This window comes from Streptomyces yokosukanensis (genome assembly GCF_001514035.1).
In the GTDB taxonomy this organism is placed as follows: Bacteria; Actinomycetota; Actinomycetes; order Streptomycetales; family Streptomycetaceae; genus Streptomyces; species Streptomyces yokosukanensis.
Genome location: NZ_KQ948213.1, coordinates 31449 through 46223, shown reverse-complemented (window position 1 = coordinate 46223; position 14775 = coordinate 31449). Strand labels below are relative to the sequence as shown.

Below are 14775 nucleotides of genomic sequence, written 5' to 3'. Positions count from 1 at the left end.
GTGCGTGCCAGACCCCGCGTGCCCGGCAGGACCCATCGGACAGGCCCTAGTGCCGCCCCGCTCTCCGTGACCGCCGTCGGCCGCCGCGGATCGTGGGACCGGGGGACGTGCGGCTGCGGGGCTGCGGGGCGGGGGCGTGTGTCGCGTCACAGGTCGGCTTCAGTGACCGGGGGAAAGCGGTCTCGGCGGGGGAAGTGCCGGTCGCTCCTCGTAGACTCCCCTGCGTGGATACGACCCTTCAGGACCCTCTCGTCGGGCAGGTGCTCGACGGCCGTTATCGCGTCGACGCGCGGATCGCCGTCGGCGGGATGGCCACGGTCTACCGGGCCCTGGACATCCGGCTGGACCGCGTTCTCGCGCTGAAGGTGATGCACCCGACGCTCGCGGCGGACGGCTCCTTCGTGGAGCGGTTCATCCGGGAGGCCAAGTCCGTCGCGCGGCTCGCGCACCCGAACGTGGTGCAGGTCTTCGACCAGGGCACCGACGGGTCGTACGTGTACCTGGCGATGGAGTACATCGCCGGCTGCACCCTGCGGGACGTGCTGCGCGAGCGGGGCGCGCTGCAGCCGCGGGCCGCGCTGGACATCCTGGAGCCCGTGCTGGCCGCGCTCGGCGCCGCCCACCGGGCCGGTTTCGTGCACCGGGACATGAAGCCCGAGAACGTGCTGATAGGGGACGACGGCCGGGTCAAGGTCGCCGACTTCGGCCTGGTCAGGTCCGTGGACACCGTGACCAGCACGACCGGCTCGGTCCTCGGGACCGTGTCGTACCTGGCGCCCGAGCAGATAGAGAACGGCACGGCCGACCCGCGCGTCGACGTGTACGCGTGCGGCGTCGTGCTCTACGAGATGCTGACGGGCGGGAAGCCGCACTCCGGTGACTCCCCCGCCCAGGTGCTCTACAAGCACATCCACGAGGACGTGCCGCCGCCCTCGGCGCTGGTGCCGGGGCTGCCGCACCCGTTGGACGAACTGGTCGCCTCGGCGACCGCGCGCACCCCGGACCTGCGGCCGCAGGACGCCGTGGCGCTGCTCGGGCAGGCGCGCGCGGCACGCCAGGGGCTGAGCGCCACACAGCTGGACACGGTGCCGCCGCAGGCGCTGTCCGGGGAGCACGACAACGCGCAGGACCGTACGAGCGTGATCCCGCGCTCGCTGACGGTGCCCCGGCCGCTGCCGGTCAACGAGGAGGAGCCGGCGGGCTCCGTCCATCGCACCAGTCGGCTGCAGGCGCCGCCCGCCCCGGCCGGGCGGTCCAGGCGCCTGGTACTGACCGTCGTCGCCGCGGTGCTGGTGGTGTTCGGTGTGGGCGCCGGGGTCTGGTACATCAACTCGGGCCAGTTCACGAAGGTCCCCCCGCTGCTGTCGAAGACCGAGGCGCAGGCGCGGGACCGGCTCAGGACGGCCGGGCTCGACGTCGGGCAGGTCAAGCGCGAGTACAACGACACCGTCAAGCGCGGCACGGTCGTCGGCACCGATCCGGCGCCCGGCGCCCGGATCCGTGACCACGACTCGGTCACACTGACCATCTCGCTGGGCCCGGACACGGTGAACGTGCCGGATGTCGCCGGCCGCACGCTGGCCGAGGCACGCTCGCGGCTGAAGGCGGACGGGCTGGAGCCGGGCATGATCACCCAGCAGTTCAGCGACGAGGTCGCCAGGGGCTCGGTGATCGGCACGACACCGCAGGCGGGCACCAAGCGGCACGCCGGTTCGGCGATCGCGCTGACCGTCAGCAAGGGAAGCCCGATCGATGTGCCGGACGTGACCGGTGACGATCTGGCCGACGCCAGGCAGGAGTTGACGGACGCCGGACTGAAGGTGAAGGTCGCGGCCGAGCAGGTCAACTCCGAGTACGACAAGGGTCAGGTGGCCCGGCAGACCCCGGGCGACGGCGGCCAGGCAGCCGAGGGCGACACCGTGACGCTGACGCTGTCCAAGGGCCCGGAGATGGTCAAGGTGCCGGACGTCGTCGGTGACAGCGTCGACGACGCCCACAAGGCGCTGGAGGGCGCCGGCTTCAAGGTGAACGAGGACCGCGGGCTGCTCGGTCTGTTCGGCGACACCGTGCAGAAGCAGTCGGTGAAGGGCGGCGGCACCGCGCCCAAGGGGTCGAGCATCACGATCACCATCCGGTGACCGGGAGCACCAGGTGACCGGGGTCGGGTGGGCGGTGCGGGCATGACACCCTGAACGGGTGAGCCTCGATCAGTCGTCGTCCCTTCCCCGCAATCCTGTCGGCGGTCATGTCCCCGTCGCCGGTGGCCTGCACTCCGTGGGGCTGTCGTACGCCCGCGAGCTGAAGGCGGAGACCGTGCAGGTCTTCGTCGCCAATCCGCGTGGCTGGGCGACGCCCGTGGGCAACCCCCGACAGGACGAGGCGTTCCGCCAGGCGTGTGCCGAGGAGTCGATCCCCGCGTACGTGCACGCCCCCTACCTGATCAACTTCGGCTCGCACACCGAGGCGACCGTGGAGCGGTCGGTTCAGTCGCTGCGGCACTCACTGCGGCGCGGGCGGGAGATCGGTGCGCTGGGTGTGGTCGTGCACACCGGGAGCGCGACCGGCGGGCGGACCCGGGAGGTGGCGCTGCAGCAGGTGCGCGCGCGGCTGCTGCCGCTGCTGGACGAGCTGACCCACGACGACGATCCGTTCCTCCTGCTGGAGTCGACGGCGGGGCAGGGGGCCTCGCTGTGCTCGCGCACCTGGGACTTCGGGCCGTACTTCGAGGCACTGGACGCCCATCCCAAGCTGGGCGTGTGCCTGGACACCTGCCACATCTTCGCCGCGGGGCACGATCTGACCGGGCCGAGCGGGATGCACCAGACGCTGGATCTGCTGGTGGACACCGTCGGCGAGGGACGGCTGAAGCTGATCCACGCCAACGACTCCAAGGACGTGGTCGGCGCGCACAAGGACCGGCACGAGAACATCGGCGCCGGCCACATCGGCGAGGAACCGTTCCGGGCGCTCATGACCCACCCCGCGACCGAGGGCGTACCGCTGATCATCGAGACACCCGGCGGCACGGCGGGGCACGCGGCGGACGTGGAGCGCCTGAAGAGGCTCAGGGACGGCTGAGGCACGGCTGAGGCCGACCCCGGCCCGGGGTCACAGCTCGGGGCCGTCTCCCGGTTCCTCCTGGTAGGAGTAGCGCTGCTCCTCCCACGGGTCGCCGATGTTGTGGTAGCCGCGCTCCTCCCAGAAGCCGCGGCGGTCGGCGGTCATGTACTCGACTCCCCGGACCCACTTGGGGCCCTTCCAGGCGTAGAGGTGGGGCACGATCAGCCGGACCGGGAAGCCGTGCTCGGCGGTGAGCAGCTCGCCGTCCTTGTGGGTGGCGAAGATCGTGCGGTCGCAGGCGAAGTCGGACAGGCGGAGATTGGAGCTGAAGCCGTACTCCGCCCAGACCATCACATGGGTGACATCCGGTGCCGGCGGGGCCAGGTCGAGGACGGTACGCGCGGGGACGCCGCCCCACTCGGCACCGGTGATGCTGAACTTCGTCACGCAGTGCAGATCGGCCACCACGGTGGTGTACGGCAGGGCCGTGAACTCGTCGTGGCCCCAGGTGTGCTTGTCCCCGTCGGCGGTGGCGCCGAAGACCCGGAACTCCCAGCGTTCGGGACGGAACTTCGGGACGGGTCCGTAGTGCGTGACCGGCCAGCCACGCTGGAGCCGCTGACCCGGCGGAAGCTCGGACCCTGCCGTCGCTCCAGACGCTCGCTCCACCGGATGACCCATGTAACCATCCTGACAGACCTCGGGCAGTGCCCTTGACCATGGATCCACAGAACGGACAACTCACATCAACCAAGCACTTACTTACTAAGTGCGCACTTACTGGACGATCTTCGCCGCCGATGCAATCATGCCGCCGCACACCCCCCGTTTCCGTGCGGAAGGAGCCGCTGCGATGCAGGGCGACCCCGAGGTCATCGAGTTCCTCAACGAGCAGCTCACCGGCGAGCTGACCGCGATCAACCAGTACTTCCTGCACGCGAAGATGCAGGAGAACTTCGGCTGGTACAAGCTCGCCAAATACACGCGGCACGAGTCGTTCGACGAGATGAAGCACGCGGAGGTGCTCACCGACCGGATCCTGTTCCTGGAGGGGCTGCCCAACTACCAGCGGCTCTTCCACGTCCGCGTCGGGCAGACCGTGAAGGAGATGTTCGAGGCCGACCGGCAGATCGAGGTGGAGGCGATCGACCGGCTGAAGCGGGGCGTCAAGGTGATGCGCGAGAAGGGCGACATCACGTCCGCCAACATCTTCGAGGACATCCTCGCCGACGAGGAGAACCACATCGACTACCTCGACACCCAGCTGGAACTGGTGGAGAAGCTCGGCGAGGCGCTCTACATCTCCCAGATCATCGAGCAGCCGGAGAGCAGCTGACCCGGCAGGATCTAGGCCGCCTCGTCCAGGCCGACGGGGCCGGACAGCTCGGCGAGCACGGGCCTGCCCTGGTCGGCCAGCTCGCGGCGCGGGCAGGCACCGCGGCCCAGAAGGGCCTGGATGCGGCGGACGCACGAACCGCAGTCCGTGCCCGCCTTGCAGGCGGAGGCGATCTGGCGGGGGGTGCAGGCACCGTCCTCCGCATGCCGCTTGACCTGGTCCTCGGTGATGCCGAAGCAGCTGCAGACGTACACGCGGATTCACCTCCCGACGGGGTCGCTGTCCTTCTGCCATCCCCTTGATCGGTGAGGCAAACCTAACCTTACCCGCCGCGCAGGGTCCGCAAAAGTGGGGAGGGGCGCGGATCGGATGTGATCCGCGCCCCAGAGCGCTCAGCGGTCCCGGTACGTCACCGGTCCCGGTACCTCACTGGTCCCGGTACATCTCCGCGACCAGGAACGCCAGGTCCAGCGACTGGCTGCGGTTCAGCCGCGGGTCGCAGGCCGTCTCGTAGCGCTGGTGCAGGTCGTCGACGAAGATCTCGTCGCCGCCGCCCACGCACTCGGTGACGTCGTCGCCGGTCAGCTCCACATGGATGCCGCCCGGGTGGGTGCCGAGCGCCTTGTGGACCTCGAAGAAGCCCTTGACCTCGTCGAGCACGTCGTCGAAGCGGCGGGTCTTGTGCCCGGAGGCCGCCTCGAAGGTGTTGCCGTGCATCGGGTCGGTCACCCAGGCCACCGTCGCACCGGACGCCGTGACCTTCTCCACCAGCTCGGGGAGCTTGTCGCGGATCTTGTCGGCGCCCATCCGGACGATGAAGGTCAGCCGGCCCGGCTCCCGCTCGGGGTCGAGGCGGTCGATGTACCGCAGCGCCTCCTCGGCCGTCGTGGTCGGACCGAGCTTGATGCCGATCGGGTTGTTGATCCGCGAGGCGAACTCGATGTGCGCGTGGTCCAGCTGCCGGGTGCGCTCACCGACCCACACCATGTGCGCGGAGACGTCGTACAGCTTGCCGGTGCGCGAGTCGACCCGGGTCAGGGCGGACTCGTAGTCCAGCAGCAGCGCCTCGTGCGAGGAGAACAGCTCGACGGTCTTGAACTCCTCCGGGTCCGTGCCGCAGGCCCGCATGAAGTTCAGCGCGTTGTCGATCTCGCGGGCGAGCTGCTCGTAGCGCTGACCCGACGGCGAGGTCTTCACGAAGTCCTGGTTCCAGGCGTGCACCTGGCGCAGGTCGGCGTAGCCGCCGGTGGTGAAGGCGCGCACCAGGTTCAGCGTGGAGGCCGAGGCGTGGTACATGCGCTTGAGCCGCTCGGGGTCCGGGATGCGGGACTTCTCGGTGAAGTCGAAGCCGTTGACGGAGTCGCCCCGGTACACCGGGAGCGTCACGCCGTCGCGGGTCTCCATCGGCTTGGAGCGCGGCTTGGAGTACTGCCCCGCGATGCGGCCGACCTTCACCACGGGCACGGCGGCCGCGTAGGTGAGGACGGCACCCATCTGGAGCAGCGTCTTCAGCTTGTTGCGGATGTGGTCGGCGGACACCGCGTCGAAGGCCTCGGCGCAGTCGCCGCCCTGGAGGAGGAACGCCTCTCCCTTGGCGACGGCCGCCATCCGGGCGCGCAGCTGGTCGCACTCGCCCGCGAAGACGAGCGGCGGATACGACTCGAGGTCCGCGATCACTGCGCGCAGAGCCTCGGGGTCGGGGTACTCGGGCTGCTGCGCCGCGGGCAGGTCTCGCCAGGTGTTGCCAGCGCTCGGGCTGGACTTAGCGTTCACGGTCACCTCGTAAACATTACGGGGTCGTGTCGCATGGTCCCTCTTCTTGCTCGATAGGTGAGACGCGGAGATTGTCTCGTGGACAGGGGCGGAGAGGGGTGCGGTAGGGTTTTTCCCATGTTCGCGCTTTCGATCCAGAACTGGTGGTGGACCGCTTCTCCGGCGGCCCACTGATCGCGCGTATCCGAAGACTTCGCGAAGGCCGCCCGAGGGGCGGCCTTCGGCGTGTCCGGGGCCGTTCCTCACCGCAAGAGGAACAGAGGACCATGGACCTGTCACAGCTGCCGCACGACGACCGCCCCTTCGCCCTGCTCCGCCGCCGCACCCCGGGCCGCGACGAACAGCTGGTGGAGGTGCTGATCGGCCCGGTGACCAGCCACGAACGGCTCGCCGACCTGCCCGACGAGGGCCTCGCGCTGGTCCCGTTCCGGCAGATCCGCGAGCGCGGCTTCGACGTCCGCGACGACGGCACCCCCCTGCTCGTGCTGACCCCCGAGGAGTCGTACGAGATCCCGCTGGAGGTGGCGCTGTCCCGGCTGCCGGCGCACGCGGTGCGCGTCGAGGGCGGTGGCTTCGACGTCGACGACACGGCGTACGGCGAGATCGTCGGGCGGGTGCTCGCGGAGGAGATCGGCCGGGGCGAGGGCGCGAACTTCGTGATCCGGCGCACGTACGAGGGCGAGATCCCGGGGTTCGGCCGGGCCGACGCGCTCGCGCTGTTCCGGCGGCTGCTGGCGGGCGAGCGGGGCGCGTACTGGACGTTCGTCGTGCACACCGGGGAGCGCACGCTGGTCGGCGCCAGCCCCGAGGTGCACGTCCGGATGTCCGGCGGGACCGTCGTCATGAACCCGATCAGCGGGACGTACCGGTATCCCGCCGAAGGGCCGACGCCGGAACATCTGCTCGGCTTCCTCGCCGACGGCAAGGAGATCGAGGAGCTGTCGATGGTCGTCGACGAAGAACTGAAGATGATGTGCACCGTCGGCGACATGGGCGGGGTGGTCGTCGGGCCGCGGCTGAAGGAGATGACGCACCTCGCGCACACCGAGTACGAGCTGCGCGGGAAGTCCTCCCTGGATGTGCGGGAGGTGCTGAAGGAGACCATGTTCGCGGCGACGGTGACCGGATCGCCGGTGCAGAACGCGTGCCGGGTCATCGAACGGTACGAGCCCCTCGGGCGGGACGGGGTCGGGCGCGGCTACTACGCGGGTGCGCTGGCCCTGCTCGGACGGGACTGCGGGGGCGCGCAGACCCTGGACTCCCCCATCCTGATCCGCACGGCCGACATCTCCTCCCAGGGGCGTCTGCGGGTCCCGGTCGGGGCGACGCTGGTGCGCGGCTCGGACCCGGCGGGCGAGGTCGCGGAGACCCACGCGAAGGCGGCGGGGGTGCTCGCGGCCCTCGGGGTGCGGCCGCCCGGGCCGCGTGCGGAGCGGGAGCGGCCCCGGCTCGCGGACGACCCCCGGGTGCGGGCGGCGCTGGACGGCCGCCGGTCCGCGCTCGCTCCCTTCTGGCTGCGGATGCAGGAGCGGGAGGCGGCGCTGGAGGGCCATGCCCTCGTCGTCGACGGCGAGGACACCTTCACCGCGATGCTGGCGCACGTGCTGCGCTCGGGCGGTCTGGAGGTGACGGTACGGCGCTACGACGAGCCGGGACTGCGGGCGGCCGTGCTCGGGCACGAGGGTCCGGTGGTGCTCGGCCCCGGGCCCGGCGACCCGGCCGACCTCGGCGACCCGAAGATGCGCCTCCTGCGGGAGCTGACCGCAGCGGTGCTGCGGGAGCAGCGGCACGGGGTGCTGGGGGTCTGTCTGGGCCATGAGCTGATCGCGGCCGAGCTGGGGCTGGACATCGTCCGCAAGGAGGTGCCGTACCAGGGGGCGCAGACCACGATCGACCTGTTCGGGCGGGCCGAGACCGTCGGCTTCTACAACAGCTTCGTGGCCCGCTGCGAGGAGGAGGCGGCGCGGGAGCTGGCCGCGCTCGGGGTGGAGGTGAGCCGGGCCGCGAACGGCGAGGTGCATGCCCTGCGGGGGCCGCGTCGTGCCGGAGGCACGCCCATGAACGCGTTCGCCGGCGTCCAGTTCCACCCCGAGTCGGTCCTCAGCCTGAACGGTGCCGCGGTGGTGCGGGAACTGATCGGTCAGCTGCACGGGACCAGCACGTTCTCCGAGCGGCGGCCCGCCGTGTAGTCCAGGACATTGCGCACGGTGGCGTCGACGATCTGCCCGACGGCGTCCTCGGTGTAGTACGCCTGGTGCGAGGTGACCAGGACGTTCGGGAAGGTGACCAGGCGGGCCAGGGTGTCGTCCTCGATGGCCTCCAGCGACTTGTCGAGGAAGAACAGGCCCGCCTCGGACTCGTAGACGTCCAGGCCGACGCCCGTGAAGCGGCCTTCGCGCAGCTCGGCGACGAGGGCCGCGGTGTCGACGAGGCCGCCGCGGCTGGAGTTGACCAGGATCGCGTCGTCCTTCATCGCCTTCAGGGCGGCGGCGTCGATCAGGTGCTGGGTCTCGGGCATCAGCGGGATGTGCAGGCTGACCAGGTCGGACTCGGCGAGCAGCTGGTCCTTCGGCACGTAGGCCATGCCGAGCCGGAGGCAGGCGGGGTTCTCGGCGACGTCCCAGCCGAGCAGGCGCATGCCGTGGCCGTGGGCGATCCGGGTGAAGGCCTCGCCGATCTTTCCGGTGCCGAGGACGCCGGCGGTGCGGCCGTGCATGTCGCGGCCCATGAGCCCGTCGAGGCGGAAGTCGAAGTCGCGGGTGCGGGTCGCCGCGCGGACGACACGGCGGTTCACCGCCATGGCCAGCGTCCAGGCGAACTCGGCGACGGAGTAAGGGGAGTAGGACGAGACACGGGCGACCGTCAGCCCGAGGCGTGCGGCCGCGTCGAGGTCGACGTTGTTGTAGCCGGTGGAGCGCTGGGCGATCATCCGCGTGCCGCCGGCCGCGAGGATCCGCAGGACGGGCTCGTGCAGGTCGGCGTTGACGCTGGTGGAGATCACCTCGTGGCCGGTGGCGATGGGTGCGGTGTCCTCGGTGAGGAAGACGTCGAGGCACCGGACGCCGTGGTGCGGGGCGAAGGCCCGCTCGATCAGGGGCCGTTCGTCCGCCTGCACACCGAAGGCCAGGATTTCCACGGTTGCTCCTGGTTGTCTGGGCTATGGGCCGAAATATACGGCCCATAGCCCCGGGATGCGGGTCAGCCGAAGAAGACCCCGACCTCCTCGTACAGCTTCGGGTCCACCGTCTTCAGCTTGGCCGTGGCCTCGGCGAGGGGGACGCGGACGATGTCGGTGGCGCGCAGGGCGACCATCTTGCCGAAGTCGCCGTCGCGGACGCACTCGATGGCGTGCAGGCCGAAGCGGGTGGCGAGCCAGCGGTCGAAGGCGCTCGGCGTGCCGCCGCGCTGGACGTGGCCGAGGACCGTGGTCCGCGCCTCCTTGCCGGTGCGGCGCTCGATCTCCTTGGCCAGCCACTCGCCGACCCCGGAGAGCCGGACATGCCCGAAGGAGTCCAGCGAGCCGTCCTTGAGCACCATGTCGCCGTCCTTGGGCATGGCGCCCTCGGCGACGACCACGATCGGCGCGTACGACGCCCGGAAGCGGGAGGTCACCCAGGCACAGACCTGCTCGACGTCGAAGCGCTGCTCGGGGATGAGGATGGCGTTGGCGCCGCCGGCCAGGCCCGAGTGGATGGCGATCCAGCCGGCGTGCCGGCCCATCACCTCCACGACCAGGACGCGCATGTGCGACTCGGCGGTGGTGTGCAGCCGGTCGATGGCCTCGGTGGCGATGTTGACGGCGGTGTCGAAGCCGAAGGTGTAGTCGGTGGCCGACAGGTCGTTGTCGATCGTCTTGGGCACCCCGACACAGGGCACCGCGTACTCGTCGGACAGCCGCGCGGCGACGCCCAGGGTGTCCTCGCCGCCGATCGCGATGAGGGCCTGGACGTCCAGCTTGGTCAGGTTGTCCTTGATCCGGCGGATGCCGTTCTCCGCCTTGAGGGGGTTGGTGCGCGAGGAGCCGAGGATGGTGCCGCCGCGGGGCAGGATGCCGCGCACCGCGGGGATGTCGAGACGAACCGTGTCGCCTTCGAGAGGGCCGCGCCAGCCGTCCCGGAAGCCGACGAATTCATAGCCGTACTCCTGCACGCCCTTGCGGACGATGCCCCGGATGACGGCGTTGAGCCCGGGGCAGTCGCCGCCTCCGGTCAGTACTCCGACGCGCATGAAATGTCCCTTCACCGCAGTTCCCTGACGCCCAGTCACGCTAACGGTGACCCAGGTCACAACGGGAGGGGCGGGATGGGTGATTTCGGCGCATTGCCTGACGCGGTCGGGACGCGGTCGTGCGGTGGGAGCCGGCCCGGTGGCGCTACGCGTCGTCGAGGCCGCGCTCTATGGCGTAGCGCACCAGCTCGACCCTGTTGTGGAGTTGGAGCTTGCCGAGGGTGTTCTGCACATGGTTCTGGACCGTGCGGTGGGAGATGACGAGGCGTTCGGCGATCTGCTTGTAGCTCAGGCCCTTGGCGACCAGCCGCAGCACCTCCGTCTCCCGGTCCGTCAGCCGGGGCGCGCCGGGTTCGTCGGTGTCGGGGGCGGGCGCGGGCTCGGAGGCCAGGCGGCGGTACTCGCCGAGGACCAGTCCGGCGAGGCCCGGCGTGAACACCGGGTCGCCGACGGCGGTCCGGCGCACCGCGTCCGACAACTCCTCGGTGGAGGCCGACTTGAGCAGGTAGCCGGTCGCGCCGGACTTCACGGCCTCCAGGACGTCGGCGTGCTCACCGCTCGCGGAGAGCACGAGGACGCGCAACGCCGGGTTGTGGCCGACCAGTTCCTTGCACACCTGGACGCCGGGCTTGGCCGGCAGATTGAGGTCCAGCACGAGGACGTCGGGGGCCGCGGCCTTGGCGCGGCGGACCGCCTGCTCGCCGTCGCCCGCGGTGGCGACCACCTCGAAGCCGGACTGGGCCAGGTCCCGGGCGACCGCGTCGCGCCACATGGGGTGGTCGTCCACCACCATGACCTTGATCGGATCCTGCTGCTGTGTCATCGCCGCTCCGCCTTCTTCCCCCGCGCCCGCAGCGCGTCCTTCGCCACCTTCAGTTCGACCTCCGTGCCCTGTCCGGGAACGGAGATCAGCTCCGCGCTGCCGCCCAGGTCGCGCAGCCGTCCGCGGATCGACTGGGCCACGCCGAGCCGGCCCTCGCCCTCGGCCTGGACCAGCCGGCCCTCGGGGATGCCGGGGCCGTCGTCCCGTACGGTCACCACGATCTCGTCCGGCTCGTCCTCGACCAGGATCCAGGCCCGGGCCTCGGCCCCGGCGTGCCTGCTCACGTTGTCCAGGGCGGCGCCGACCGCGGCGGCCAGCTCCCGTGCGGCCGGCCGGGGCAGCTCGACCGGCGCGCCGGGCTCGGCCAGGCTCACCCGGGCACCGGCGAAGGGCACCAGCAGCTGCCGCAGATCGACCGGACCGTCGTCGGGCTCGTCCACCACGCGTACGACGGCTCCGGCCAAGGCGTCCTCCGACACGCGGGAGACCGGCACCAGACCGCCGGAGACCAGCGTGCGCAGGGCCACCTCCTGCTCCCCCGCGAGCCGCCCCAGCTCGGCCGCCTCGCCGCCGAGCGCCGCGCCGCGCCGCTTCACCATCGCCAGCACCTGCAGCACGCCGTCGTGGATGTCCCGGGCCAGCCGCTCCCGCTCCCGGGTCGCGGCCTCGATCTCCAGGGCGCGGGCGAGGGTGCGCTCGGAGGCGCGGGCGACCTCCACGACGTAGCCGATGGCGATGGAGGCCACCCAGACGAGGATCAGGCTGTGCACGGTGTCCCGGGCGGGATGGCCGCGCTCGACGAGGTTGGCTACGGCCACCGCCGTGGAGGCGACGGCGGCCCAGCGCCAGCCGCCCTTGATCGCGAAGGCCAGCACCGCGCCGGCCGTCCATATCGACGGCAGTGTGGGACCGCCCGCGATCCGCTGGTGGCTGTCGGCGAGCGGGGTGAGCAGGATGCCGGTGAGGGCGACGGTCAGATCGGCGACCAGGAAGCGTCCGGTGCAGCTCGCCGCGTTCCGCACTCTGGGCAAGGTGGCGAGGGTCCATACGCACAGGACGGCGAAGTAGCAGACGGCGACCCAGGGGCGCACGAAGAGGTCGTACCTGGTGACGCCCAGGGCGATCGCGTACAGCATGGTCATGACGCGGTAGCCGGCGAGCGCGCGCCACAGCGGCAGCTCGACCGACATCCTCATGACGCGCTCGCGCTTGGGCATGTCCCCCGTCCCCCCTCCGGCCCTCTCCCGGCCTGTCAGGCCCCCGCCTTCTTCTCCGCGCCCTTGGCCTTCTCCGCGTCCTTGGCTTTCTCGGCGTCCTTGGCTTTCTCGGCGTCCTTGGCTTTCTCGGCCTCCTTGGCCGCCTTCACCGCCTTCGCCGCTTCCGTGATCTGCCGCTTGGCCGCCGTCGCGTACATGTCGACGTACTCCTGGCCGGAGAGCTTCATGATCTCGTACATGACCTCGTCGGTCAGGGCGCGCAGGACGAAGCGGTCGTGCTCCATGCCGGCGTAGCGGCTGAAGTCGAGCGGCTTGCCGATGCGGATGCCGGGCCGCATCAGCTTCGGCATCACCTTGCCGGGCGGCTGGATCTTCTCGGTGTCGATCATCGCCACGGGGATGACCGGCGCGCCGGTGGCGAGCGCCACGCGCGCGAGGCCGCCGGGCTTGCCCCGGTAGAGCCGGCCGTCGGGCGAACGGGTGCCCTCCGGGTAGATGCCGAACAGCTCGCCGCGCTCCAGCACCTCTATGCCGCTCTTGATCGCGGCCTCGCCGGCGCCGCGCGCGCCGGAGCGGTCCACCGGGAGCTGTCCGACGCCCTTGAAGAAGGCCGCCGTCAACCGGCCCTTCACACCCGGCGTGGTGAAGTACTCGGCCTTCGCGATGAAGGTGACCTTGCGGTCCAGGACCGCCGGCAGGAAGAACGAGTCCGAGAACGAAAGATGATTGCTCGCCAAAATGGCTGCACCCTCGGCCGGTACGTTCTCCAGGCCTTCCACCCAAGGTCTGAAGGCGACCTTGAGCGGCCCCCCGATGGCGACCTTCATCGTGCCGTACAACACCCGCGTGCCTCCTGTTTCCGTCGGACAGACCTTAACCCGGAGGACCGTCAATGGGCCCGACGACCCTGGTCGGTGTCAGTGCGGTCGCGTACGGTGAAGCACATCCGCGCGTTTTCTTCACGCCTTCGCCGGCCGCCGGCGGGGCCCTCTTCATGAACAGGAGCGTCGAAGGTGCCGGTCCTCCCCGGAGCCGAGCCGTACCGCCACGAGGGCGGGGAGGTGGGGGTCCTCCTCTGCCACGGCTTCACCGGCTCGCCCCAGTCGCTGCGCCCCTGGGCGGAGCACCACGCGGCGCACGGCCTGACCGTGTCGCTGCCGCTGCTGCCCGGCCACGGCACCCGCTGGGAGGACATGCAGGTCACCGGCTGGCAGGACTGGTACGCGGAGGTGGACCGCGAGCTGTGCGTCCTGTCCGAGCGCTGTTCGCGGGTGTTCGTCGCGGGCCTGTCCATGGGCGGCGCCCTGGCGCTCCGGCTCGCGGCCCGGCACGGCGAGCGGGTCGCGGGCGCGGTGGTCGTCAACCCGGCGAACAAGGTGCACGGCCTGTCGGCGTACGCCCTTCCGGTGGCCCGGCATCTCGTGCGGACGACGAAGGGCATCGCCAGCGACATCGCGAAGGAGGGCGCGGCCGAGGTGGGCTACGACCGGGTGCCCCTGCGGGCGGCGCACTCGCTGCGGCAGTTCCTGCGCCGGCTGGACGGCGAGCTGCCCCAGGTCACCCAGCCGTTGCTGCTGCTGCGCAGCGCGCGGGACCATGTCGTCCCGGCGGTCGACTCGGCCCGGGTGCTGAGCCGGGTGTCGTCCACGGACGTGACGGAGATCGTGCTGGAACAGAGCTACCACGTGGCGACGTTGGACAAGGATGCGGACCGGATCTTCGAGGAGAGCCTCGCCTTCATGGGCCGGCTCGCACCCAGTCTCGGCAAGGAAGGGACGGCCACAGGTGGCTGAGCACGAGTCCGACCGCGAAGGCCGCGAGCCGGACGAGCAGGGCACGCCCTTCGACGAGGACGCCGCCTGGCGCGCCATCGTCGAAGGGTACGGCCAGGAGCCGGCGGACCCGCCGGGCGCCAAGCCCTTCAAACCGGTGGAGGATCTGGCGCTGCCGGAGCCGGAGAAGGACACCGAGAGCGACACCGACAAGGCGCCGGTCCGGCCGCTCGGCAGCTCGGTCTCCTTCGCGCCCGGCGTCGGCCCGCGCGACTACACGCCCGCGGAGCCCGCCGAGGGCGAGGACGACGAGGGCCATTTCGTCCCGCCGGAGCCGCCGCCGCTGCCGGACGCCGACACCACCGCGAAGTTCGCCTGGCTGGGTGTCGTCGGCGGGCCGATCCTGCTGCTGCTCGCGGTGCTGCTCGGCTGGGAGATGACCTGGTGGCTGACGACCCTCGGCATCGGCGGCTTCCTGGGCGGCTTCGCCACGCTGGTGATGCGGATGCGCACGGACGACGACGAGCAGGACGGCGACCCGGGGCGAGGCGCGGTCGTCTGACGGCC

General features: G+C 71.0%; 15 protein-coding genes. 7 read left to right on the top strand and 8 right to left on the bottom strand.

The window, feature by feature from the left end:
* Nucleotides 1–224 precede the first annotated feature (224 nt).
* Nucleotides 225–2138 (top strand): Stk1 family PASTA domain-containing Ser/Thr kinase, encoded by a 1914-nt coding sequence (gene pknB, locus AQI95_RS20165; protein WP_067125207.1) that lies wholly within the window; start codon nt 225–227, stop codon nt 2136–2138.
* A 58-nt stretch (nt 2139–2196) separates the two neighbouring features.
* Nucleotides 2197–3078: a deoxyribonuclease IV gene (locus AQI95_RS20160; protein WP_067125204.1), complete on the top strand. Its 882-nt coding sequence runs from the start codon at nt 2197–2199 to the stop codon at nt 3076–3078.
* A gap of 30 nt (nt 3079–3108) precedes the next feature.
* Here AQI95_RS20160 and AQI95_RS20155 read toward each other — a convergent pair whose 3' ends face one another.
* Nucleotides 3109–3741: a sulfite oxidase-like oxidoreductase gene (locus AQI95_RS20155; protein WP_067125201.1), complete on the bottom strand. Its 633-nt coding sequence runs from the start codon at nt 3739–3741 to the stop codon at nt 3109–3111.
* Between the two features lie 172 nt (nt 3742–3913).
* On the opposite strand from AQI95_RS20155, the gene bfr reads away from it, so the two are divergent.
* Nucleotides 3914–4396, top strand: a complete 483-nt coding sequence (gene bfr, locus AQI95_RS20150; protein WP_067125198.1) for a bacterioferritin — start codon at nt 3914–3916, stop codon at nt 4394–4396.
* 11 nt (nt 4397–4407) lie between these two features.
* Here the strand turns inward: bfr and AQI95_RS20145 are convergent, their stop codons facing one another.
* Nucleotides 4408–4650 (bottom strand): (2Fe-2S)-binding protein, encoded by a 243-nt coding sequence (locus AQI95_RS20145; protein WP_067125195.1) that lies wholly within the window; start codon nt 4648–4650, stop codon nt 4408–4410.
* A gap of 172 nt (nt 4651–4822) precedes the next feature.
* Complete coding sequence (locus AQI95_RS20140) at nt 4823–6175, bottom strand: class II 3-deoxy-7-phosphoheptulonate synthase (RefSeq protein ID WP_067125192.1); 1353 nt, start codon at nt 6173–6175, stop codon at nt 4823–4825.
* Between the two features lie 111 nt (nt 6176–6286).
* Between AQI95_RS20140 and AQI95_RS50370 the strand changes: the two genes are divergently transcribed.
* Nucleotides 6287–6343 (top strand): trp operon leader peptide, encoded by a 57-nt coding sequence (locus AQI95_RS50370; protein WP_073894098.1) that lies wholly within the window; start codon nt 6287–6289, stop codon nt 6341–6343.
* 92 nt (nt 6344–6435) lie between these two features.
* Nucleotides 6436–8358: an anthranilate synthase family protein gene (locus tag AQI95_RS20135; protein ID WP_067125189.1), complete on the top strand. Its 1923-nt coding sequence runs from the start codon at nt 6436–6438 to the stop codon at nt 8356–8358.
* On the opposite strand, the gene AQI95_RS20130 is transcribed toward AQI95_RS20135, so the two are convergent.
* The 5 genes from AQI95_RS20130 to AQI95_RS20110 form a co-directional block, all read right to left on the bottom strand.
* Complete coding sequence (locus tag AQI95_RS20130) at nt 8310–9305, bottom strand: 2-hydroxyacid dehydrogenase (protein WP_067125187.1); 996 nt, start codon at nt 9303–9305, stop codon at nt 8310–8312. The genes AQI95_RS20135 and AQI95_RS20130 overlap by 49 nt on opposite strands.
* 62 nt (nt 9306–9367) lie before the next feature.
* Complete coding sequence (locus AQI95_RS20125) at nt 9368–10396, bottom strand: 6-phosphofructokinase (RefSeq protein WP_067126263.1); 1029 nt, start codon at nt 10394–10396, stop codon at nt 9368–9370.
* A 145-nt stretch (nt 10397–10541) separates the two neighbouring features.
* A complete protein-coding gene (locus tag AQI95_RS20120; protein ID WP_067125184.1) occupies nt 10542–11219 on the bottom strand; it encodes a response regulator in 678 nt (225 codons plus the stop codon).
* Entirely contained in the window at nt 11216–12436 is a 1221-nt protein-coding gene (gene macS / locus AQI95_RS20115; protein WP_067125181.1) for a MacS family sensor histidine kinase, read from the bottom strand. Before macS ends, AQI95_RS20120 begins: the two co-directional genes overlap by 4 nt.
* 35 nt (nt 12437–12471) lie before the next feature.
* The gene (locus tag AQI95_RS20110; RefSeq protein ID WP_067125178.1) at nt 12472–13278 is read right to left on the bottom strand and encodes a lysophospholipid acyltransferase family protein; all 807 of its coding nucleotides are present in this window, start codon (nt 13276–13278) and stop codon (nt 12472–12474) included.
* A gap of 171 nt (nt 13279–13449) precedes the next feature.
* On the opposite strand from AQI95_RS20110, the gene AQI95_RS20105 reads away from it, so the two are divergent.
* Nucleotides 13450–14229 (top strand): alpha/beta hydrolase, encoded by a 780-nt coding sequence (locus AQI95_RS20105; RefSeq protein ID WP_067125175.1) that lies wholly within the window; start codon nt 13450–13452, stop codon nt 14227–14229.
* Nucleotides 14222–14770, top strand: a complete 549-nt coding sequence (locus AQI95_RS20100) for a hypothetical protein (protein ID WP_067125172.1) — start codon at nt 14222–14224, stop codon at nt 14768–14770. The genes AQI95_RS20105 and AQI95_RS20100 overlap by 8 nt, the downstream gene beginning before the upstream one ends.
* The last annotated feature ends 5 nt before the right edge of the window (nt 14771–14775 follow it).